This is a genomic window from Yersinia thracica, assembly GCF_902170565.1.
Lineage (GTDB): Bacteria > Pseudomonadota > Gammaproteobacteria > Enterobacterales > Enterobacteriaceae > Yersinia > Yersinia thracica.
This window is the reverse complement of sequence record NZ_CABHXX010000034.1, coordinates 41,117-60,634: the sequence shown is the minus strand read 5'-3', so window position 1 is coordinate 60,634 and position 19,518 is coordinate 41,117. Positions and strand designations below refer to the sequence as shown.

The following is a 19,518-nucleotide window of genomic DNA, read 5'->3' as shown; positions in this document are numbered from 1 at the left end:
TCGCCGTTTACAAGAATATATACCCTAAATAATTCGAGTTGCCATCAACACACATGCAGCTTGAAGAATGATGGGGAGATGCATCATAAAATTAAGTGGGAATCACATGGGAAAAACACTAATAGCGTTGGCGCTACTCACCCTACCGGGCATAGCGTTAGCAGCGACCTCAAATAACACTATCAAGTTTCAGGGAGAAGTTGCCGAACAAACTTGTATGGTTGATATCAATGGCACCGCCAACACCCCCGTTGTTCTGTTACCAACCGTCTCGACCAGTAACCTGAATCAAGTTAATTCAATCGCCGGTAAAACTAATTTCACAATCAACCTTACTGGCTGCAACATCGCCATACAAGACACCAAAATCAGCTCCGTTTTTCAAGGGATGAATGTCACACCTGCAGGTAATTTGGGCAATGTGGGAACAGCAAAAAACGTCGCTATTCAGTTACTTGACACTAATGGTGCACCAATCCGTATGTCTGGAGGCAGCGTTTCAGTCCCTGGAATTACGCTGGCCACTGGAGCCACATCTGCATCACAGGATTTAGCGGCACAATATATTACGGAAGAAGGTCGCGCGACTGCTGGGAGCGTGATCGCTTCAGCGCAATATGCGATCACCTACCCCTGACTATTCGTGAAATCCGAACTGTTTCATGAATATGTTGGCCAACCGGTAACGGAGCCGATACAAACCAGAAAAACAAGGATATGTAAGCGCTATGACACTGATTGCCCACAAAATTATCGCCTGCTCGTTGTTGCTGCTTAGCGGCGTACCCTTATGGACGCAAGCCAGTGTTGTCATGACAGGGACACGAATCATTTATCCTGAAGGTACACGGGAGAAAGTGTTACAGCTCAGTAATAAGGATAACCACCCAAATTTGGTCCAATTATGGATGGATGACGGAAATAATCAGTCTTCGCCATCAAAAAGTGATGTCCCTTTCGCACTGACACCACAAATATTCCGTATGGAAGCACAAAGTGGGCAAGTCGTCCGTTTGTCATATGTCGAACATAATTTACCTAAAGATCGCGAATCGGTTTTCTATCTGAATTTCTTACAAATTCCCGCCTTAAAAAAAGAAGATACGCAATCTGAGAATAAACTTGTTTTGATCGTTAATAACCGGCTGAAAGTCTTTTATCGCCCAGCAGCATTAAAAGAAAATGTCGACACCTTAGGTGAAAAAATCCGAGTCAATCTGGAAAGTACCAACGGCGACAAAATAAAGATACATAATCCCACGGCTTATTATATCAGCCTGCGCGATGCCAAACTGGTCAGTAATGGGAAAACTATTTCATTTGCTACCAGCGAGATGTTTGCTCCTAACTCAATCACTGATCTGGCTTTTCCTGCTGGGGTGAAAGCCAAAAAAGGCGAATTATTGACGCTGAACATGGTTAATGATTATGGCACCAGCATCTCCTACGATTACCATTTGTAATGCTGTTGTGATAATGACCCTGAACGTGCCTGACGACAGAGATAACCCGTGAGGTTCGCTCCTTGGCTATCCTATTTGCTCACACAGAGTCTGTTGGTCAGTCATTCCGTGTCAGCGGCAGATGAGAGCAAGCAAGACGAATATATGTTTGAAGATGCGCTATTGCGCGGCTCATCCCTCGGTTTGGGCTCCATCTCTCGCTTTAATAAAAAAGACAGTTATGAAGCAGGCAAATACCAGGTTGATATCTATATGAACAGCAAATTTGTTGATCGTATCGAGCTGATGTTTATCACCAAAGGTGATGCTGTTGTTCCCTGCTTATCAGTATCACAACTGCTACAAGCTGGCGTTAATGAAAATGCGCTAGAAAAGGCCAATCCGGAAGATAACTGCCTGGATTTTAAAACCCTGCTGCCTGCCAGTGACTATCACTTCGATTATGCCAAATTACGTTTTGATTTATCGGTTCCGCAACTCTTTGTTAAAAATGTTCCGCGCGGCTATGTTGACCCCCGTAATCTTACGGCGGGAGAAGCTATTGGTTTCAGCAATTACAACTTAAACCAATATCATGTGGACTATAATAAAGAGGGAATTAAACGCAGCACCAATTCAAGCTATTTGAGTTTGAACAATGGTATCAATGCTGGTATGTGGCGCTTTCGTCAACAAGGTTCTTTGCGCTACGACGCCATTCGTGGGGCCGACTGGACATCTAACCGGTTGTACAGCCAACGCGCCCTGCCCACTATTGGCAGTGAAATAACATTGGGTGAGACATTTAGTTCGGGCCAATTTTTCTCCAGTCTCGGGTTTAGCGGCATGGCCCTAAGCACGGATGACCGCATGTTGCCGGAGTCACAACGGGGTTATGCTCCTGTTGTCCGGGGGATTGCCAGAACCAATGCAAAAGTCACGGTATATCAAAATAATCGGTCGATTTACCAAAGCACCGTTTCACCTGGCCCATTTGAATTCAATGACTTATCTGCCACTAATTTTGGTGGTGACCTGACCGTTGAGATTCAGGAAGCCGATGACAGTCTCAGCACCTTCCAAGTCCCCTTTTCCTCTGTACCAGAATCATTACGCCCCGGGCATTCCCGCTACAACTTCGCCGCCGGTCAGGTTCGTGATCTGGGCAGCCATGAGGTATTTAGCGAACTGACTTACCAACAGGGGGTCAGTAACGCCATTACGGCCAATACTGGGGTGCGCGTAGCCTCAGGATATCAGGCCGTTATGCTGGGAGGCGTTTTCACTCACTATATTGGGGCCTTGGGGTTGGATGCGACCTATTCACATGCCAGCCTTCCCGGCAATATCAATTCACCCGATAATAGCGATTCATCCCGCAATACAAAACAGAATGGCTGGATGGCGCGGGCTTCTTTCAGCCGCACCTTTGAAGCAACCAACACCACATTATCCGTCGCGGGTTACCGCTACTCCACTGAAGGTTATCGTGATTTAAGTGATGTTTTGGGCATACGGGCGGCCAGTCTTGGCAAAGCATGGAGCTCAGGGACTTACCAACAGCGCAGCCGGGCTGAGATATCACTAAACCAGAATTTCAACAATTACGGTTCGCTGTATTTAACCGCCTCTTCGCAGGATTACCGTAATTCGCGCAAGCGGGATACCCAGTTGCAACTGGGTTATGCCAATACCCTATGGCGCAATACCAGCTTTAACCTTGCGGTTTCACAACAAAAAACCGGTGGAGGCAACAATGAAACTTACTTTGTCGACCCCGGCAGCGGTATGCCTGCAGCCAACGGAGCGAATATCCTCGCGACCAATGAAACCCTGGTGCAAATGTCCATTTCATTCCCATTAGGGGGCAGTCCACAAGCACCTTATATCTCCGCCGGAGCAGTGAACAGCCGGGTCAGTGGTGCGAGTTATCAAACCTCCCTCGCCGGTGTGATGGGTGACGATCAGTCCTCCAGCTACAGTATGGACTTCGCGCGCAGTGAACAAACCAAAGAAAACACCTTTAGTGGCAGTTTACAAAAACGTTTGCCGAGTACCAGCCTGAGCAGCAGCGCATCGCGCAGCCCCGGCTATTGGCAAGGTTCCGCCAGTGCGCGAGGTGCAGTTGCCTTCCACAGCGGCGGTGTCACCTTGGGGCCGTATCTGAGTGATACCTTTGCGCTAATAGAGGCCAAAGGTGCCAGTGGGGCCAAAGTGATGTATGGACAAGGGGCGAAAATTGACCGCTTCGGTTATGCCTTAGTCCCAACCTTGACGCCGTATCGCTACAACACTATCACCCTCGATCCCGATGGGATGGATTTCAATACTGAACTTCAGGACGGTGAGCGGCAAATTGCTCCCTACGCGGGTTCAGCGGTGAAAGTTAAGTTCCGCACCCTCAGCGGATACCCCCTCTTAGTGACGGTTAAATTGTCTGATGGTAGCCAAGTGCCTATGGGCGCGGTGGTTTACAGCACCAGCGGCACCACTGATAACAAGGGCGGCGATGCTCCCCAAAATCGGGAAATCGGGATGGTCGGCCAAGCCAGTCAGGCCTATTTACGCGCTGAACATGCCAGTGGGACGCTGCTGTTGATATGGGGAGATGCCGCCAATGAAAGTTGCCAGTTAGATTACGATTTAGGCACGCCAAATAATGATAAACAGCTGTATAAACTCGATGCCTTGTGTGTCGTTGCCCAGCATTGAAGCAGAGAAACAGTATGAATTCTATGATACGCCACCGCACTCATCTCTACCGAGATAAGCCCTTTTTTTTCCGTCGCTTGCGATTATTTTTCTCACTCGTTTTATTGAGTTTCGCGATGCCCGGTTATGCCCAATGTGTCTGGAAAGGCGCCAATATCGGCGGCGATAACTACGGCGCTTCATTGCAACTCGGCAACATCAATATAACCAGCAATTACATTCAACCTGTTGATTCAATTCTGGCTTCTAGCATCATCAGTCTGGTTCCTGCCCGCTTCTGGTCAGACCCTGAAGCGGTTATCTATGAGTGTGATGTAGCCGATAAAGACAGTTTATTTGAAGTATTTGCCACTAATGGCGACAGCAATGTCGGTGGCTACACCAATATGGGCGACAACTATTTTCAGACCTTCTTCCCTTATACCGCATTAAAACTGATTCACGTCGAGAGTGGCATCGAGTTCAACCGAATCTGGCAGCAAGTCCCGCTAAAAAAATACGATGTAGTGGGTAATAAAATTCAGATTAAAGGCAAGCATTTCAGCCAAATCCGTGCAGAGTTGAAAAAGGTGGGATCGGTGGATCGCACGCCAGGCCCTTCCAGTTGGGGGTGCCCTGGACCTGCGGCAGATAACTATTCCGGCAGCTATACCTGTAATCAGCCTAATGGTTATGTGGTATTCAAAGGCCCCGGCATGCCAGTGCCGGAAACCGGATATGATTCAGCGACTAATTATCAGACTTGGGGAACAGGCCGCTATATGGCGTTTGGTATGAATACCTCGCCGGTTTCTATCCTGACACGTAAAAATACCTGTGTGGTGCGCAATGTTACGCCTTATGTGGTTTTCCCCATTATCACCGTCAATGAACTCAATGATAATCAAACACGTAGCACAGAAATCACCGTCGATATCGAATGCCAATCCGGCACAGAATCGGGTATTAATCGTGGACAAACAGCGCTGGGTATCCAAACATCATTACCGGGGTATTTGATAGCGCAAGGGTTAGGGTTGGTCAATTCTGCTGGCGGGGTCAGTTACTTACTCTCCGATCATTATGGCACTGATAGCCGTATTGCCACTGGCGTTGGGATCAGTCTCAGTGACAGCAACGGAAATGCCATGAATTTTGTCGGCTGGGGCGGGTGTATCAGCAATTGTGCCGCCACGACCAGTGCCGGTTGGTACCCGATTCTCACAGGAGCCAGTGCCAATGGCAGTAACGCTGCGGGATTCAACAATTATCTACATCACTTTACCGCGACATTAAAAAAACTGCCTAACGGCACTCCGACAGCCGGTAAAGTGGATGCCACCGCCTATGTTTTGGTGAAAATACAATGAGATACTTTTGTCTATTTTTGCTTATATTCAGTGTTAATCAACCGGCTATCGCGGGCCTGGTTGCAGCCTCAACCCGAGTCATTTATCAGCCAGAGTCACGCGAACGCACGCTGATGCTGGCGAATACCAATGATTACCCAGTCGTGGTACAAACTTGGATAGATGATGGGGATGTGGACAGCACACCAGATCAAGCTAAAGCGCCCTTTATGGTGTTACCTGCGGTATTTAAAATGCAGCCCGGAGCCGCACAAGGGCTGCGACTCATTAATAAAGGTGACAACCTGCCCAGGGATCGCGAATCCGTGTATTGGCTTAATTTGTATGAAATCCCGCCGAAATCAAGCCGCAATACAGAGGCTTATGCTCAAGTGGCGATGGCAATGAACACGCAGATGAAGATTTTCTACCGTCCCAATGGATTAACACCTAAACCGAATGAAGCGATGAAAAAGGTCAGTTTTACCCTGCAAAAACAAAATCAAAAATATGCTCTTACTGCCCATAACCCCACGCCATATCACGTTTCTTTCGGTCAGATTCAGCTAAAAGACCGCCAGCAAAGCTATATCATTGCGCAGGAGATGAACATGATGATGACTCCGTTCGCCCAGCGACAATATCAATTTGAGCATTCCCCCACATCACTCAGCGGTGAACTCATCTTAGACTATATTTATTTTGATGATGCTGGTAACCAAGTAAAAAACAGTCAGTTAGTCAAAGTGACACCGTAACATAGCCCAATAAATCTGAATTAAAATTCAATAAAAAGACCAGAAAATGCACAAGTTTGCTGAAAAACAAGCCAATAAGCTCATTCTCTCAGCAAACACGCATTTTTAATGTTTTTCTACTTTGACAAACGGCACCACCCCCGCTATTATTCGCCTCGTTCACACGATTCCTCTGTAGTTCAGTCGGTAGAACGGCGGACTGTTAATCCGTATGTCACTGGTTCGAGTCCAGTCAGAGGAGCCAAATTTTAGCGCCCTGGAATTTTTTTGAATTCCGGGGCGTTTTCTATTTCAGCGGCTCAATACCGTCACGACAATCACCTAATAGCTTACTGCGCGTTGCTCTATGGTTAGCGCACATGTAAGTCACCTATCCGTTCCCCTTCCTGCCACAATGAAAATCATAAACTACCGAGTCCCTTTATTCGGTACATCGACTTAAAGAATTAAAATAATTGTCATTATAAGCTCAAGTGCGGGTTCCTGGAGCTGGCGACCCCGCATCCTTGTATCAAACCGCCCTTTCTGTTTGATGAAAACAGGAGAAATTAAGTTAGCTGCCCAGAGATAAATGGACAGTTAACTTAATGAAAAATTAGAATTATTCAGAGATAATCCGATAACGCTCAGCAGCATGTTCCTGTGCGAACCCCAGCAGCATAGCTTGCCGTGCGGTCTGATAAGCGCCCCACTGTTCAATATCATACAGCGGCGGAATAGTCACCGGCTCGCGGCGATCAAAACCCACTAATGCGGCATCGACCAATTCCCCGACCTCCATCAGCGCTGAAATAGTGTTGATATCTGTGCCAGAACGCTGCCAAATTTCAGTCCGTGTGGCGGCGGGCAATACGGCCTGGACATAGACACCTTGAGGCGCAAGCTCAAGACTTAACCCTTGAGAAAGAAACAGTACAAACGCTTTGGTTGCGCCATATATTCTTGATATTATGATACTCATCATTTAAGTGTCAACAATGATTCGCTTGCGCCAATAGATTTCGTGTGTCATATATAATAGATGTCAGTCATCATAAATAATTATTGGATGGGGCATCACGATGAAATACACCACTTTTGGCCGTAATAGCGGCCTGCGAGTCTCGGAACTGGCGCTAGGTACCGGTAATTTTGGTACGGCTTGGGGATATGGTTCAGAAAAAGAAGAAGCAAAACAGGTATTTGATCGCTTTGCCGATGATGGTGGGAATTTCATCGACACCGCAGATACTTACCAATTTGGTCAGTCTGAACAGATCGTGGGCGAGTTTATTGCTGCCGAGCGAGACCGCTTTGTGGTGGCGACAAAATACACACTGGGTGCGCGACCGGATGCAGGAATCGCTCAAACTGGCAATAGCCGCCGCAATATGATCGCCTCGGTGGAAAGCAGCCTTAAACGGCTGAATACCGACCGTATTGATTTATTATGGGCGCATTTTGATGACCAGTTGACGCCATTGGAAGAAATTGTGCGCGCTTTCGATGACCTGATCCGCGCAGGAAAAATACATTATGCCGGGCTGTCTAACTTCCCGGCATGGCGTATTGCTCGCGCTGATACTCTGGCAGAATTGCGCGGCTGGTCGCGTATTGTCGGTATTCAGGTGGAATACAGTCTGGTGCAGCGAACCGCCGAGCGCGAATTGTTACCGATGGCTGAAGCATTGGGTTTGGCGGCCACGCTATGGTCCCCACTGGGAGGCGGGTTACTGACAGGCAAATACCGCCACAGTAATGAAGGCCGGCTGCTGGGCTTCGCGGGGAAATTGGTGCATACCGAGCAAGATACTACGCTATTGGACGAAGTTATCGCCGTCGCGCAGGAGCATCACGCGCAGCCATTACACATCGCCATTGCCTGGTTACGCCATAAGGCCGCAAACTCCCCGACCAGTTTGATCCCTATTTTGGGTTCCCGAACTGTGGCTCAATTGAATGACACACTGGCAGCATTGGATGTGACCTTAGGTGATGAGCAAGTGGCTCGCCTTGATAAGGTCAGCGCCATCACCCTGGGAACCCCGCACGATCAAATTGCCAACACGCTGGCACGGGCACAGGGTGGCGATAGCACGCGCATCATCACCCCTCAGCTACCGCGAGCATAAGCCCACTGATATATTGATGAGAGGCAATATCTATATCCTAAATCATTCGAGTTGCAGGACAGCGGCCAACGCACCTGCAATTTGAAGAATGACGGGTATATTGATGAGCTGGCATGGCATACCTTATGATGCTGCCTAATTAATAAGGAGAAATGTATGGCCCGGGTATCAAAGCAACAGATGGCTCTCAATCGCGAGGCCATTGTAGAGACGTCTTCGCAACTCTTCCGTGCTCGGGGTTTGAATGGCGTCAGTGTCAACGATTTAATGGCGGCGGTCGGTTTGACTCATGGCGGATTCTACGGGCATTTTGCTTCTAAAGATGAACTGGCGGCGATTGCCAGTCGCAAAGCGCTCGACGATTCCAGCACTCGCTGGCAAGAAATCAGCAGCCAGCCGGGTCAGAATACTCTGCGCACCTTAGTAGAATTTTATCTCTCACCGACTCATCGTGACCATGCAGAAAACGGCTGTGCCATTACTGCATTAGCCAGTGATGTGGCGCGTGAAAATGATGAAAATCCAGTATGTGAAGTTTATCTCAGCGGTGTGAAATCTCTGTTGGCGAGATTAGAGTCGATTTCTGAGATAGACGATCCCGAGCAGCGTAGGCAGCACGCACTGGCGCAGCTGGCGATGTTATCCGGTGCATTAACACTGGCACGCGCGACTGCTGGGGATAAATTGTCGGATGAATTGCTTGATGCGGCCAAAAAAGCTTTATTGGGTGGAAAATAGCATTTAGCCACCAATAAATGATCAACCGCCCTGCCCTACTGAACTCACCAGCGGACCAGGGCCGCCGCAACAGGACAATGCTCGCGTTACTGATTCAAGGCTTTTTTGGCATCCAACGCCTTGTGGATCGCGGCTTCCAATTCGTTAGCTTCGAATTTCGCTACATAGGCATCAGCCCCTACTTTGCGAACATGATCTTCATTCGCGCTGCCCGATAACGAAGAATGGATAATGACCGGGATATTCTTCAGGAACTCATCCCGTTTGACATTCAATGTCAGTGTAAAGCCATCCATCTCCGGCATTTCTAAATCGGTTAGCACAAATGATATTTTATCCGAAATTGGGCGGCCCTCTGCCCGTGCCTCTTCCGCTATCTTCTTGATTTTATTCCACGCTTCCAAGCCAGTGATATGCATTTCTGCCGGAATATCCATCATTTTTAGGGCCTGTTCCAGCATGGAGCGGGCGACTTTAGAATCTTCAGCAACAATGGCCACCGCCCCCGGTTTCAAATCAAAGGCTTTAGTCTTCTCGCTATCAATTTGGACATTGCGGTTGGCCGGAATAATGTCATATAAAATCTGTTCAACATCCAATACCAGCGCCAGCCGGTTACTGGCTTTATCATTGTCGAGACGCGCGATGCTGGTGATATTGCGGCTTTTGACCCCCGCGTCGGCCGCCAGCACCTGGCTCCATTCCAGGCGGACAATATCATCAACAGACTCCACTGCGAATGCCTGGGTACTGCGGGCATATTCCGTCACCAGTAAAATGTTCAACCCGGTTTTGGGTACACAACCGACGATAGCCGGGAGGTCAATCACAGGAATGATTTCCCCACGAATATTCGCCATGCCCATCATAGGTGAAGCCATACCCGCCGCTTTGGTCAAGCTTGGCATCGGGACTATTTCACGTAATTTGAAGACGTTAATGCCGTACAGTTCAGACTGTTGTTCCTCCTGAGATTCCCCCAAACGAAACAGCAATAACTCAAATCTGTTAGAGGAGGTGAGATTCGTTCTCTCTTCAATCTCTTTTTGAAAATTATCCATACTTTCCCCGATACCTTTTTTCTAAAATGGAGGAACTTACCTCCTTTATCGGCAATGGGTAGAAAATGCTTAATCATTCGACTGATGAAAAAGAGAAAAAAGTTAGTCTTTGGGATTAGTGCGCTGGCGGAAATTTGGCTGACCGGGCTGGTGGTCGATCGGTGGGATAGTCGGCGGCTTGCTTTTATTCTTCTACCTGTCCTCACCCCCCAAGATCGCGTCGTCAAGGTTTGTCAGCAGTCTGAAATACTCACTATTCGGTGGGTGTTTTAAATAACATTAATTGGCATAGATAATTTTATCTGAATAAAGTGCTTCAATTGCTTGCTTATGCATATTTTTCTTTTTGTCTGTGACAATAATATCAATATCGTTGATATCACTTATTTTCATTAACCCACTTTGACCAAACTTGCTGCTATCACATAAAATCACTTTCTGTCGGCCCATTGCCAGCATTTTCTTAGCTATGCGCCCTTCATCCAAATTTTTCACCATCACACCAAAGTCACTGTCTATTCCGCCCACCCCAACAAAGGTGAAATCAGTGTGAATATCATTCATTTGTTCAATTGTCTGAATACCTAAATTCGCTTTATAAGTATGATTATATTCGCCGCCCAAGACATGCACGATAGCCATATTATTTTTACTTTTTATTTGATCGGCAATTAAGGATGAATTGGTAAAAACAGTGAATTTGACTAATGGTAAGAATGAAGCAAAAATAAGCGTGGTGGTGCAGGAATCAATAAATAAGCTATCATTTTCAGTCACCAGTGAAGCGGCATATTGACCAATTAACATTTTTTCCTGGCGATTTAAATCCATTCTTTGGGCAAAACTGCCCTCTTGTATATTCTGAACCTTTATCGCACCGCCGTGGACTTTAGTGACTTCGCCACTCTTTTCCAAATAGGAAAGATCTCTGCGGATCGTTTCAGACGTCACACCCAGTTCTTCGGACAAACCAATAACAGAAACCTCACCCAGGCTATCCAGCTTTTCCAAAATAAACTGTTTACGTTTGATCTGATTCATAAGAATAAAGGCCCGAAGCTGTGCAATACATTTGGTGTCATTCTACGCAATAATTTCATGAAAAAAAAGGCGATTCAGTCACAGTGGCCAGAGTTGATTAATGGCAAAAGCAACCCCGTGTTGGTTATTATCCTGACTGACTCTATCCGCACAAGATTTAACAAAATCACTGGCATTGCCCATTGCCACACCGACGGCAGAAAACTGAAACATACTGATATCATTCTCCTGATCGCCAATACTGACCACAAATTGTGAGCCAATATTTAAATGCTGAGATAAATAATGCAATGCTTCACCCTTAGTGATGCCCTGTTTCATTATTTCGTAATAATGCTGACTGGTTTTACTGAGTGAGTATTGGTGATGAAACTCTTCATCTATTTTATCGGCAACATCATTAATAAAATCGGCCGAGCCGACAATAGAGACTTTAACAATATCATCTCGTTGAGTCATATTCTTAGGTTCAACAAACACCCGTTCCATAGCAAAAAGTTGAGATTCATAACGCGTGTAATCACTGACATTCGGTGAGCTGGATATAATATCATCGCGGGTGAAAAAATGATGTGGAAATTCATTTTTTGCCAGCATGATTATCGCATTTTTTACCTCCCCGCAGCTCAACGGTGTAAAACGAATATCTTTCTTCTCAACAGTATCATATATCCATGCGCCATTAAACGAAATAAAGTAGCGAATCAGAGGCTCTAATTCAGTATGACGGATAACAGCTGCGATAGCCTTAACCGGCCGGGCTGAACATAAAACCACCGTGCCCTGATGATGAATAACATGCTTTATCGCACTGATATTCTCAGCTGATATTTGGTTTTCCTGATTGAGTAAAGTGCCATCAAGATCAAGGGCCAGTAATTTATACATACTTTCACTCCAATAAAAAAGGGAGAATACATTATTGCTAATACATTCTCCCGCCTGGCTAATATCCTACAATCAGTGAGTAATAAATTGCGTTACTACATCTTTGGCCGCATTGCAGACCACATTATCAATCGCGGTGCCCACCACCAGAATATTAACGCCGGTATCTTTAAATGCTTTGGCATTTTCCAAGTTAATACCGCCCTCGGCTAACGTCGGGACAGAAACCGCGCCGACCAATGCCAACAGGCGCTGTTTGATAACATCAGGAATATCGCCAGCGCCAACACCTTCATAGCTCATGCCGGTCATTAAACCAATCATATCAACACCTAACTCTTCCATCTTTTTCGCCACTTCGGCAACATCCGCCGGGGTTTCAGCCGCAATACCGAAGGTGTGCAAATCACTCGGGTGACCAATATAAGCATCCACTGTCAGGCCATATTTATGGGCTAAATCGACCAATTCTTTTAAATCTTCAAAACTGGATTTATGGGTATGTAAACCATCAGCGCCAGATTGAGCTATCAATAAAATATCCTGCTCAGTCACTGGGGTGGGCACTGTTTCAGTAAAGCCTCCGGCAATCCCGACAGTAATGAAAATATCGTCCGCCACCACATTGCGCACCCCCTGCACCGCTTCCGCCATTTGCCCGATAGTTATTTCATGGCGGATACGCTCGGCGGCATGCATATTCGTCACACCATTATGGCCACGCGCCAATGCTAATGCCGGGTGATTCGGTTCTAATAATTTAACACCTGAATCGCATACTGCTTTCGCTAAGCGAGCATCATCTCCGGTTATTCCAGTACTCAGAATAGTTTGACCGCCATGTAACGCAATTGCGTTGTGTACTTTATCCATAGCGACGGAACGTTTCTTACTCATATCAGCGTTGAACATATTTACCTCTACTTGATTTATATAAAACTGCTTTTTTAATTGTTAACTTTTAGCCGAAATCCCTGGTGTTGGTGATTCGGGTACTGCCTTTTTAATTGCTACAAATTTGTTGGCTAACAGAGTGATAACACAGGTCAACACCAGTGTTACCGCCATAACTATCGCCATATAAAACGCGTTATTGGATAAGAATGGTGAGGCGAAAGCAGGGACATAAGCCACACCTTTAATATTTAATAATCCCAGTAACATTCCGCCGACACCGGCTGAGAATATCGCGCCAGCGAAGACGACTTTATTAGAGAACATAAACGGATAAGCTGATTCGACGAACGTCCCGAAGCCCATGTTAATTAATAATCCTGGCGCGGCAACGGCAGCTTCACTTTTTTCTCGTGGTGCAATGACGTTTGCCAGATTAATACCGGCCGCCACCATCACCAGCCCGACCATATCCACGGCCCCAAGGAAACTGACACCGGATTTTTCCATTTCCAGCAAGACCAGTGGCAATATTACGGCGTGATAAACCCCACCCAGAATCGCCGGCCAAATAACCAAACCTGCCAGTAATCCCGCTAAAATTGGGCTGAAAGCCAGAGTGGCTTCAATGGCCAATTTAATATAGTCACCTGCGGCTAAAGCCAGTGGACTGAGCAGGTAATACATCACCAAACCGGAGAATAAACCGGACAAACCGCCCGCCACGATGTTGATAGTGGTCATTGGGAATGACCATTTCAGACACAATCCGAACAGATAGCGCACCATAATACCCGCGCCGATCCCGCCCAAAATACCGCCAATTAACCCGCCTTCAACTGACAGCACACCGGCAACCACACCGGCCACAATCGACACTTCATCTAGCTCGGAAACCTGTTTGGCCGCAATAACCGCGACAATCACCGGCAACCCTTTGAGCAACAATTCAAAGATAGCATTCAGTGATTGCAGCCCAGGGATATGGCTGAGCGCCAACACAATGGCCATGGCGATAAAACCGGGTAAAGCCGGGATCATAATGCTGCGAATATTGATTCTTTTTAACAGACTCTTGTCGCTACCCGGCATATTGGCATCGGCGCTGCCCAATACTGGGGTATATTTTATCTGCCAGTGTTTGCACAAAGAGGCAGTAAAAGAGATAGCCCGGGTCCGGCTATTGGTGCCAGTGGTGCCGGAGGTGGCAATCACATTAGCGCCTTTGGAAGTGATAATCGCCATTGAGGTGCCGCCAGTGCCCACAATGGGGGTTTTCTTTTCTATCGCCGCCAGAATAGCTTCTTTATTACTGCGATCAGGGTCAGCACTCATAATGATGATGCCGTCGATATCACCGGCTCGGATTTGGGCCGCAATAGCTGCATCCGAGGATTTTACCGCGTCATTTACCTCTGACAATTTCCCCTGAAAGCTAATCCGGGGTTTATCGCTCTCCTCTGCGGTGATTGAATACACAGCGGCGGCGGTGGTCGGTTTTGCCACATCCATTGATTCTTCCGCTGCAATAAATTGCACCGCACTGACACCTAACCCCGCAGAGTGAAGTTGAGTATAGATTTCTTGTAGAAGTCTTTCGGGGTATGCACCACCGAGATTGAACAGATTTCCCCCGCTGCTTCCGAGTATTGCTACATTTTTCATGTCGGGCCTCAAAAGATAAGAAATGTTAGAAAGTGTTATTATGTTTTTAACTGCAATTCACAATCACAGAAACAGCAGATCAAAGCAACATTAAACAACATAAAATCACTGATTAGCCCCGTTACTTGAATAGCGATTAATTCCACGAATAAAAGCATATATTCATAAAGTTAAATTAATATTCTTTAAAATTAAGATAATTGGATATTTAAAACCACAAATTGGTATTTTGTTGTTTTATTTTGTTTTATTGTTTTCGTGATGAGGTTCAAATTATTGATATCTTGAATTTTAGTGCGAAGGGAAATGTAGGTGCTGATAATGGTTTGTATCGAAATAGAGGCCCCAATACCGGATGATATCAGCCAGCGTCAGGTTAGTTCCTGCTCTCAAGCTGCTGGCCGATAGCGCCATAACCAGCGGCCAGTGGACATGCGGCGATAAAACAACACACCGCGCACTATCCAATCAAGGAACATCCCCATCCAGACGCCGGTAACACCAAACCCTAATGTCACACCTAGAATATAACCGGCAATAATGCGGCATCCCCACATTCCGGCGAGCGCCACCCACATGGTGTAACTGGCATCTTTCGCACCTTTCAGCCCGGAGGGCAATACCCAAGCCGCCGCCCAAATCGGCATAAATAGCGCATTAATCCAAATGAGGTGCTTAACGACCGCGATAACCCCCGGTTCATGGGTATACAACGCCGCCAGAAATCCGGCACTGGGGATCGACAGCAGAGCAATAAAACACACCCCAAGAGTCGATAACCAAAAGATATGTTTGAGTTGACGGATAGGCTGCAAAATCTGCCCTTTCCCCAAGCGAGTGCCGATAATAATCGTCGAGGTATATCCCAGTGCATTGCCCGGTAAGTTGATCATCCCGACGATGGAAAACGCGATAAAGTTACCCGCTATCACTTCGGTGCCCATTCCGGCGACAAAACGCTGTGTAATTAGTTTTCCAATGTTAAACATCACCGACTCAACACTGGCAGGAATACCAATACTTAAAACCTCAAACATAATGGCCGAGGTAAAGGGCATAAAATAGGCTTTAAAGGGGATTCGCAGAGTATTATTCGCCCCGAAAATCAGCACTAACACCACTACCAAAGCGCCTAAGTAACGGGAAAGCGTGATGCCGATACCCGCCCCAACAAAGCCCAGCCCCGGCCAACGCCCCACGCCATAAATCAGCACGCTACTGATAGCAATATTGAGAATATTCATGGCGATATTGATAAACATCGGCAACCGGGTATTACCGGCACCGCGCAATGCACCGCATCCCACCAAAGTTATCGCCATTGCCGGGTAATTCCATACCGTCAGATGCAGATAGGTCAACGCCATCGTTTTGACTTCAGGATCAGCCTGGCTGGCCATTAGATTGATAATGGCGTCTCCGGCAAAATGTACCAACAGCACCAATAATAGCGAGATTAAGACCAGCAGAGAGATAGATTCGCGCGCTGCGGTTTGTGCCTGTTTGCGCTTACGTTGCCCCAAACTGAATGACACCACCACCGACGTACCGAGCGCCACAGAGGCAAAAAAAGCGGCGATGAGCATATTGAAGCTGTCGGCTAACCCGACTGCGGCCATGGCTTCTTTACCCAACCAACTGACTAACAGAGTGCTAAACACCCCCATCAGCAACACACACAGACCTTCAATAAACAGCGGGATCGCCAGCGGCGTTATCTCTCGCCAAAACAGCACTCGATAGGATTTCCGCTTTTTATACCATGCATTTTCGCAAAAGATTTTCAACTTAATATACTCGAATTATTTAGGGTATATACTCGCTAAAAGTCGATACACACATTATAACAGAACAGTAAATTAATTTAAATGAAACATCATTTCACAAAATCACAAATGAAATAGTTATGCAATAAAACACACATAAATATGCAAAATCCCTTTGACTCTACCCCTAGTTTTGCGATATCAATGTAGGCATTGAAACCTTTGCCAGACAGACCTAATTTATACAGGATTTAATTGATGACAACTATTCTCAAACACCTTCCTATTAATCAGCGTGTTGGTATTGCTTTTTCTGGTGGTTTGGATACCAGTGCGGCCCTATTATGGATGCAGAAAAAAGGGGCCATTCCTTATGCCTATACTGCCAATCTGGGTCAGCCTGATGAAGAAGATTACGAAGCTATTCCACGTAAAGCCATGGAGTACGGTGCAGAGAAAGCTCGCCTGATTGATTGCCGTAAACAACTGGTTGCTGAAGGGATTGCCGCTATTCAATGTGGCGCTTTCCACAATACCACCGCGGGTGTGACTTACTTTAACACCACCCCACTGGGCCGTGCTGTAACAGGCACCATGCTGGTTGCCGCCATGAAAGAAGATGGCGTGAATATCTGGGGTGATGGCAGCACTTATAAAGGTAACGATATAGAGCGTTTCTATCGTTACGGCCTGTTGACTAATGCTGAACTAAAAATTTATAAACCTTGGCTGGATACCGATTTTATCGATGAATTAGGTGGCCGCCATGAGATGTCTGAATTTATGATTCAATCCGGTTTCGACTACAAAATGTCGACCGAGAAAGCCTATTCCACTGACTCCAATATGTTGGGTGCCACTCACGAAGCCAAAGATCTGGAATTCCTGAACTCTAGCGTCAAAATCGTTAACCCGATTATGGGCGTAAAATTCTGGGACGAAAATGTCGTGGTGAAAGCGGAAGAAGTCTCTGTCCGTTTTGAGCGCGGATATCCGGTTGCGTTAAATGGTGTGGTGTTTGAAGACAGTGTAGAACTGATGATGGAAGCCAATCGTATTGGTGGGCGTCATGGTTTGGGGATGAGCGACCAGATTGAAAACCGTATTATCGAAGCTAAAAGCCGTGGTATTTACGAAGCCCCAGGAATGGCGTTGCTGCACATTGCTTATGAGCGCCTGCTAACCGGTATTCATAACGAAGATACCATTGAGCAATACCATGCTAATGGCCGTATTCTGGGCCGTTTGCTGTATCAAGGCCGTTGGTTTGATCCACAAGCGCTGATGCTGCGTGACTCGGCGCAGCGTTGGGTTGCCAGCGAAATCACCGGTGAAGTGACACTGGAACTGCGTCGTGGTAATGACTATTCCATCTTGAATACTGTGTCTGAAAATCTCACTTATCAGCCAGAGCGCTTGACCATGGAAAAAGGCGATTCTGTATTCTCACCAGATGACCGTATCGGTCAGTTAACTATGCGCAATCTGGATATCACTGATACCCGTAAGAAACTCTTTAGCTACGCCACCACAGGATTGTTATCTTCTTCAGCCGAGGTCGGCTTGCCGCAGGTGGATAATAATAATTTGGGTGCGCGCGGGATTCAGGATAAGAATAAGTAACTCTTCTTTTTAAATACCAACCGGATCAGTTTTAAGTGATCCGGTTTTTTTGCGGTAGCGTTGCGCTTTAGAACGCCACTTCAAATCACAATAAGCAATATAATCAATGTGATAACTTCCGATCCTTAAATTCAACCGGGTCATGCTTATATTGGAAAGCAAAAACAAAAATAATCACCAGAACAACAGTATACGCGGCAAAAGATAACCAAATACTATTCCAATCCTTTACACCATTGGCGGTAAAGTAATCAACCACGTGTCCACTGGCTATCGCGCCGACATAAGCCCCGACGCCATTGACCATCGTCATAAATAAACCTTGTGCACTGCCTCTGATATTACGATCGACTTCTTTCTCGACATAAATTGCACCAGAAATATTAAAGAAGTCAAAGGCACAACCATATACCACCATGGATAACAGTAATAAAATGATGCCAGTGGCAGACGGGTCACCATAGGCAAACAAGGTGAAACGTAGAGTCCAGGCAATCATACTGATCATCATCACGCGCTTAATACCAAAGCGAGATAAGAAGAACGGAATGGTGAGAATGAAAAATACTTCGGCGATTTGTGCCATCGATAATAAAATTGACGGATATTGAACCACCAGACTGTCGTGATAAATCGGATTTTTTGCAAAATCATGCAGGAATGGACTACTGAAAGTATGGCTAATTTGTAATGAGGCACCCAACAACATGGCAAACAGGAAGAAAATGGCCATCTTCTTCTGTTTAAATAATACGAAAGCATCAAGCCCTAAAATATTAACCCACGTGCGGTCTTTTTTAATATTAGAGGTTGGACAGCTGGGTAACGAAAGAGCGTACATTGCTAATATCAATGCAGCACCTGAAGCAATATAAAGCTGAATATTACTTAATTCAAACCCGGACAAACTGATCGCCCACATGGCAAAAATAAAACCAATGGTGCCAAAAACGCGCACTGGCGGGAAATCCTTAATTGTATCCAACCCCGCCTTTTCTAAACAAATATAAGAAATAGTATTAGCTAATGCAATCGTCGGCATATAAACCATCGCATTGAACAGCATAACAAAGAACATAAAATTAGGGTCTGTGATATTTGCCGCGATCAGCAGTGCAATTGCCCCCAATAGATGGCAACAAGCATAGAGAATATTGGCTTTTATCCAACGGTCAGCAATGATACCAATAATACTCGGCATTAAAATACAGGCAATTCCCTTGGCCCCATAGACCAAACCGACTTGTGCACCGGTAAAATTCAGCGTATTCATCATGTAAGCGCCCAGTGTCACTAACCAGGCTCCCCAGATGAAAAACTGCAAAAAGAACATAACTTTAAGCCGTTTTTTTATTATCATTTTTATTCTCCGTGATACTAACGTGTCGAGGGAGTTATTTTTGCTTATTGAGTTTGTAGGGGACTTCCCTCTTCAGAGATATCCTTTCGTACTTGGAGTTACGCGGTTATAGGCGACAACACCAAATACGA

At 46.2% G+C, this 19,518-nt stretch carries 15 protein-coding genes, 1 tRNA gene and 1 pseudogene; 9 read left to right on the top strand and 8 right to left on the bottom strand.

Going from position 1 to position 19,518, the window contains the following annotated elements:
• The first annotated feature begins 106 nt into the window (after window positions 1-106).
• From FTA91_RS05370 to FTA91_RS05345, 6 genes are all read left to right on the top strand, one after another.
• Window positions 107-637: a fimbrial protein gene (locus FTA91_RS05370; protein WP_004388881.1), complete on the top strand. Its 531-nt coding sequence runs from the start codon at window positions 107-109 to the stop codon at window positions 635-637.
• 91 nt (window positions 638-728) lie between these two features.
• Complete coding sequence (locus tag FTA91_RS05365; RefSeq protein ID WP_145535463.1) at window positions 729-1,463, top strand: fimbrial biogenesis chaperone; 735 nt, start codon at window positions 729-731, stop codon at window positions 1,461-1,463.
• A 48-nt stretch (window positions 1,464-1,511) separates the two neighbouring features.
• On the top strand, window positions 1,512-4,154 hold the full coding sequence (locus tag FTA91_RS05360; RefSeq protein WP_145583021.1) for a fimbria/pilus outer membrane usher protein: 2,643 nt from the start codon (window positions 1,512-1,514) through the stop codon (window positions 4,152-4,154).
• A 14-nt stretch (window positions 4,155-4,168) separates the two neighbouring features.
• A complete protein-coding gene (locus FTA91_RS05355; protein ID WP_186377343.1) occupies window positions 4,169-5,503 on the top strand; it encodes a fimbrial protein in 1,335 nt (444 codons plus the stop codon).
• Window positions 5,500-6,240: a fimbrial biogenesis chaperone gene (locus FTA91_RS05350; RefSeq protein WP_145583019.1), complete on the top strand. Its 741-nt coding sequence runs from the start codon at window positions 5,500-5,502 to the stop codon at window positions 6,238-6,240. Before FTA91_RS05355 ends, FTA91_RS05350 begins: the two co-directional genes overlap by 4 nt.
• Window positions 6,241-6,408: 168 nt before the next feature.
• Window positions 6,409-6,484: transfer RNA gene (locus tag FTA91_RS05345), tRNA-Asn, on the top strand.
• 357 nt (window positions 6,485-6,841) lie between these two features.
• Here FTA91_RS05345 and FTA91_RS05340 read toward each other — a convergent pair.
• A pseudogene (locus FTA91_RS05340) lies at window positions 6,842-7,180 on the bottom strand (SDR family NAD(P)-dependent oxidoreductase); the annotation flags it as partial.
• Between the two features lie 121 nt (window positions 7,181-7,301).
• On the opposite strand from FTA91_RS05340, the gene FTA91_RS05335 reads away from it, so the two are divergent.
• The gene (locus FTA91_RS05335; protein ID WP_145583017.1) at window positions 7,302-8,351 is read left to right on the top strand and encodes an aldo/keto reductase; all 1,050 of its coding nucleotides are present in this window, start codon (window positions 7,302-7,304) and stop codon (window positions 8,349-8,351) included.
• Between the two features lie 156 nt (window positions 8,352-8,507).
• Entirely contained in the window at window positions 8,508-9,089 is a 582-nt protein-coding gene (locus tag FTA91_RS05330; protein ID WP_050114267.1) for a TetR/AcrR family transcriptional regulator, read from the top strand.
• Window positions 9,090-9,175: 86 nt separating this feature from the next.
• On the opposite strand, the gene FTA91_RS05325 is transcribed toward FTA91_RS05330, so the two are convergent.
• The 6 genes from FTA91_RS05325 to FTA91_RS05295 all read right to left on the bottom strand — a co-directional run bounded on the left by FTA91_RS05325 (window position 9,176) and on the right by FTA91_RS05295 (window position 16,425).
• A complete protein-coding gene (locus FTA91_RS05325) occupies window positions 9,176-10,150 on the bottom strand; it encodes a chemotaxis protein (protein ID WP_145535471.1) in 975 nt (324 codons plus the stop codon).
• 279 nt (window positions 10,151-10,429) lie between these two features.
• Complete coding sequence (locus FTA91_RS05315; protein ID WP_145535477.1) at window positions 10,430-11,191, bottom strand: DeoR/GlpR family DNA-binding transcription regulator; 762 nt, start codon at window positions 11,189-11,191, stop codon at window positions 10,430-10,432.
• Window positions 11,192-11,269: 78 nt separating this feature from the next.
• Window positions 11,270-12,079 carry a Cof-type HAD-IIB family hydrolase gene (locus tag FTA91_RS05310; protein ID WP_145535479.1) on the bottom strand — a complete coding sequence of 270 codons (810 nt, stop codon included), beginning with the start codon at window positions 12,077-12,079 and terminating at the stop codon, window positions 11,270-11,272.
• A gap of 72 nt (window positions 12,080-12,151) precedes the next feature.
• A complete protein-coding gene (locus FTA91_RS05305; protein ID WP_145535482.1) occupies window positions 12,152-12,991 on the bottom strand; it encodes a beta/alpha barrel domain-containing protein in 840 nt (279 codons plus the stop codon).
• 42 nt (window positions 12,992-13,033) lie between these two features.
• Window positions 13,034-14,638 (bottom strand): PTS sugar transporter, encoded by a 1,605-nt coding sequence (locus tag FTA91_RS05300; protein ID WP_145535485.1) that lies wholly within the window; start codon window positions 14,636-14,638, stop codon window positions 13,034-13,036.
• A 389-nt stretch (window positions 14,639-15,027) separates the two neighbouring features.
• Window positions 15,028-16,425, bottom strand: coding sequence for an EmmdR/YeeO family multidrug/toxin efflux MATE transporter (locus FTA91_RS05295; protein ID WP_050114277.1), 1,398 nt, complete (start codon window positions 16,423-16,425; stop codon window positions 15,028-15,030).
• Between the two features lie 237 nt (window positions 16,426-16,662).
• Here FTA91_RS05295 and argG point away from each other — a divergent pair, with 237 nt between their 5' ends.
• The gene (argG, locus tag FTA91_RS05290; protein ID WP_050114279.1) at window positions 16,663-18,027 is read left to right on the top strand and encodes an argininosuccinate synthase; all 1,365 of its coding nucleotides are present in this window, start codon (window positions 16,663-16,665) and stop codon (window positions 18,025-18,027) included.
• Between the two features lie 103 nt (window positions 18,028-18,130).
• On the opposite strand, the gene FTA91_RS05285 is transcribed toward argG, so the two are convergent.
• Entirely contained in the window at window positions 18,131-19,387 is a 1,257-nt protein-coding gene (locus tag FTA91_RS05285; protein WP_145535488.1) for a nucleoside permease, read from the bottom strand.
• Between the last annotated feature and the right edge of the window lie 131 nt (window positions 19,388-19,518).

Excerpts from the sequence above, each read along its gene's own strand:
- FTA91_RS05370 (WP_004388881.1), top strand. The coding sequence starts at position 107 with ATGGGAAAAACACTAATAGCGTTGGCGCTACTCACCCTACCGGGCATA.
- FTA91_RS05365 (WP_145535463.1), top strand. The coding sequence starts at position 729 with ATGACACTGATTGCCCACAAAATTATCGCCTGCTCGTTGTTGCTGCTT.
- FTA91_RS05355 (WP_186377343.1), top strand. The coding sequence starts at position 4,169 with ATGAATTCTATGATACGCCACCGCACTCATCTCTACCGAGATAAGCCC.
- FTA91_RS05350 (WP_145583019.1), top strand. The coding sequence starts at position 5,500 with ATGAGATACTTTTGTCTATTTTTGCTTATATTCAGTGTTAATCAACCG.
- FTA91_RS05335 (WP_145583017.1), top strand. The coding sequence starts at position 7,302 with ATGAAATACACCACTTTTGGCCGTAATAGCGGCCTGCGAGTCTCGGAA.
- FTA91_RS05330 (WP_050114267.1), top strand. The coding sequence starts at position 8,508 with ATGGCCCGGGTATCAAAGCAACAGATGGCTCTCAATCGCGAGGCCATT.
- FTA91_RS05325 (WP_145535471.1), bottom strand. The coding sequence starts at position 10,150 with ATGGATAATTTTCAAAAAGAGATTGAAGAGAGAACGAATCTCACCTCC.
- FTA91_RS05315 (WP_145535477.1), bottom strand. The coding sequence starts at position 11,191 with ATGAATCAGATCAAACGTAAACAGTTTATTTTGGAAAAGCTGGATAGC.
- FTA91_RS05310 (WP_145535479.1), bottom strand. The coding sequence starts at position 12,079 with ATGTATAAATTACTGGCCCTTGATCTTGATGGCACTTTACTCAATCAG.
- FTA91_RS05305 (WP_145535482.1), bottom strand. The coding sequence starts at position 12,991 with ATGTTCAACGCTGATATGAGTAAGAAACGTTCCGTCGCTATGGATAAA.
- FTA91_RS05300 (WP_145535485.1), bottom strand. The coding sequence starts at position 14,638 with ATGAAAAATGTAGCAATACTCGGAAGCAGCGGGGGAAATCTGTTCAAT.
- argG (WP_050114279.1), top strand. The coding sequence starts at position 16,663 with ATGACAACTATTCTCAAACACCTTCCTATTAATCAGCGTGTTGGTATT.
- FTA91_RS05285 (WP_145535488.1), bottom strand. The coding sequence starts at position 19,387 with ATGATAATAAAAAAACGGCTTAAAGTTATGTTCTTTTTGCAGTTTTTC.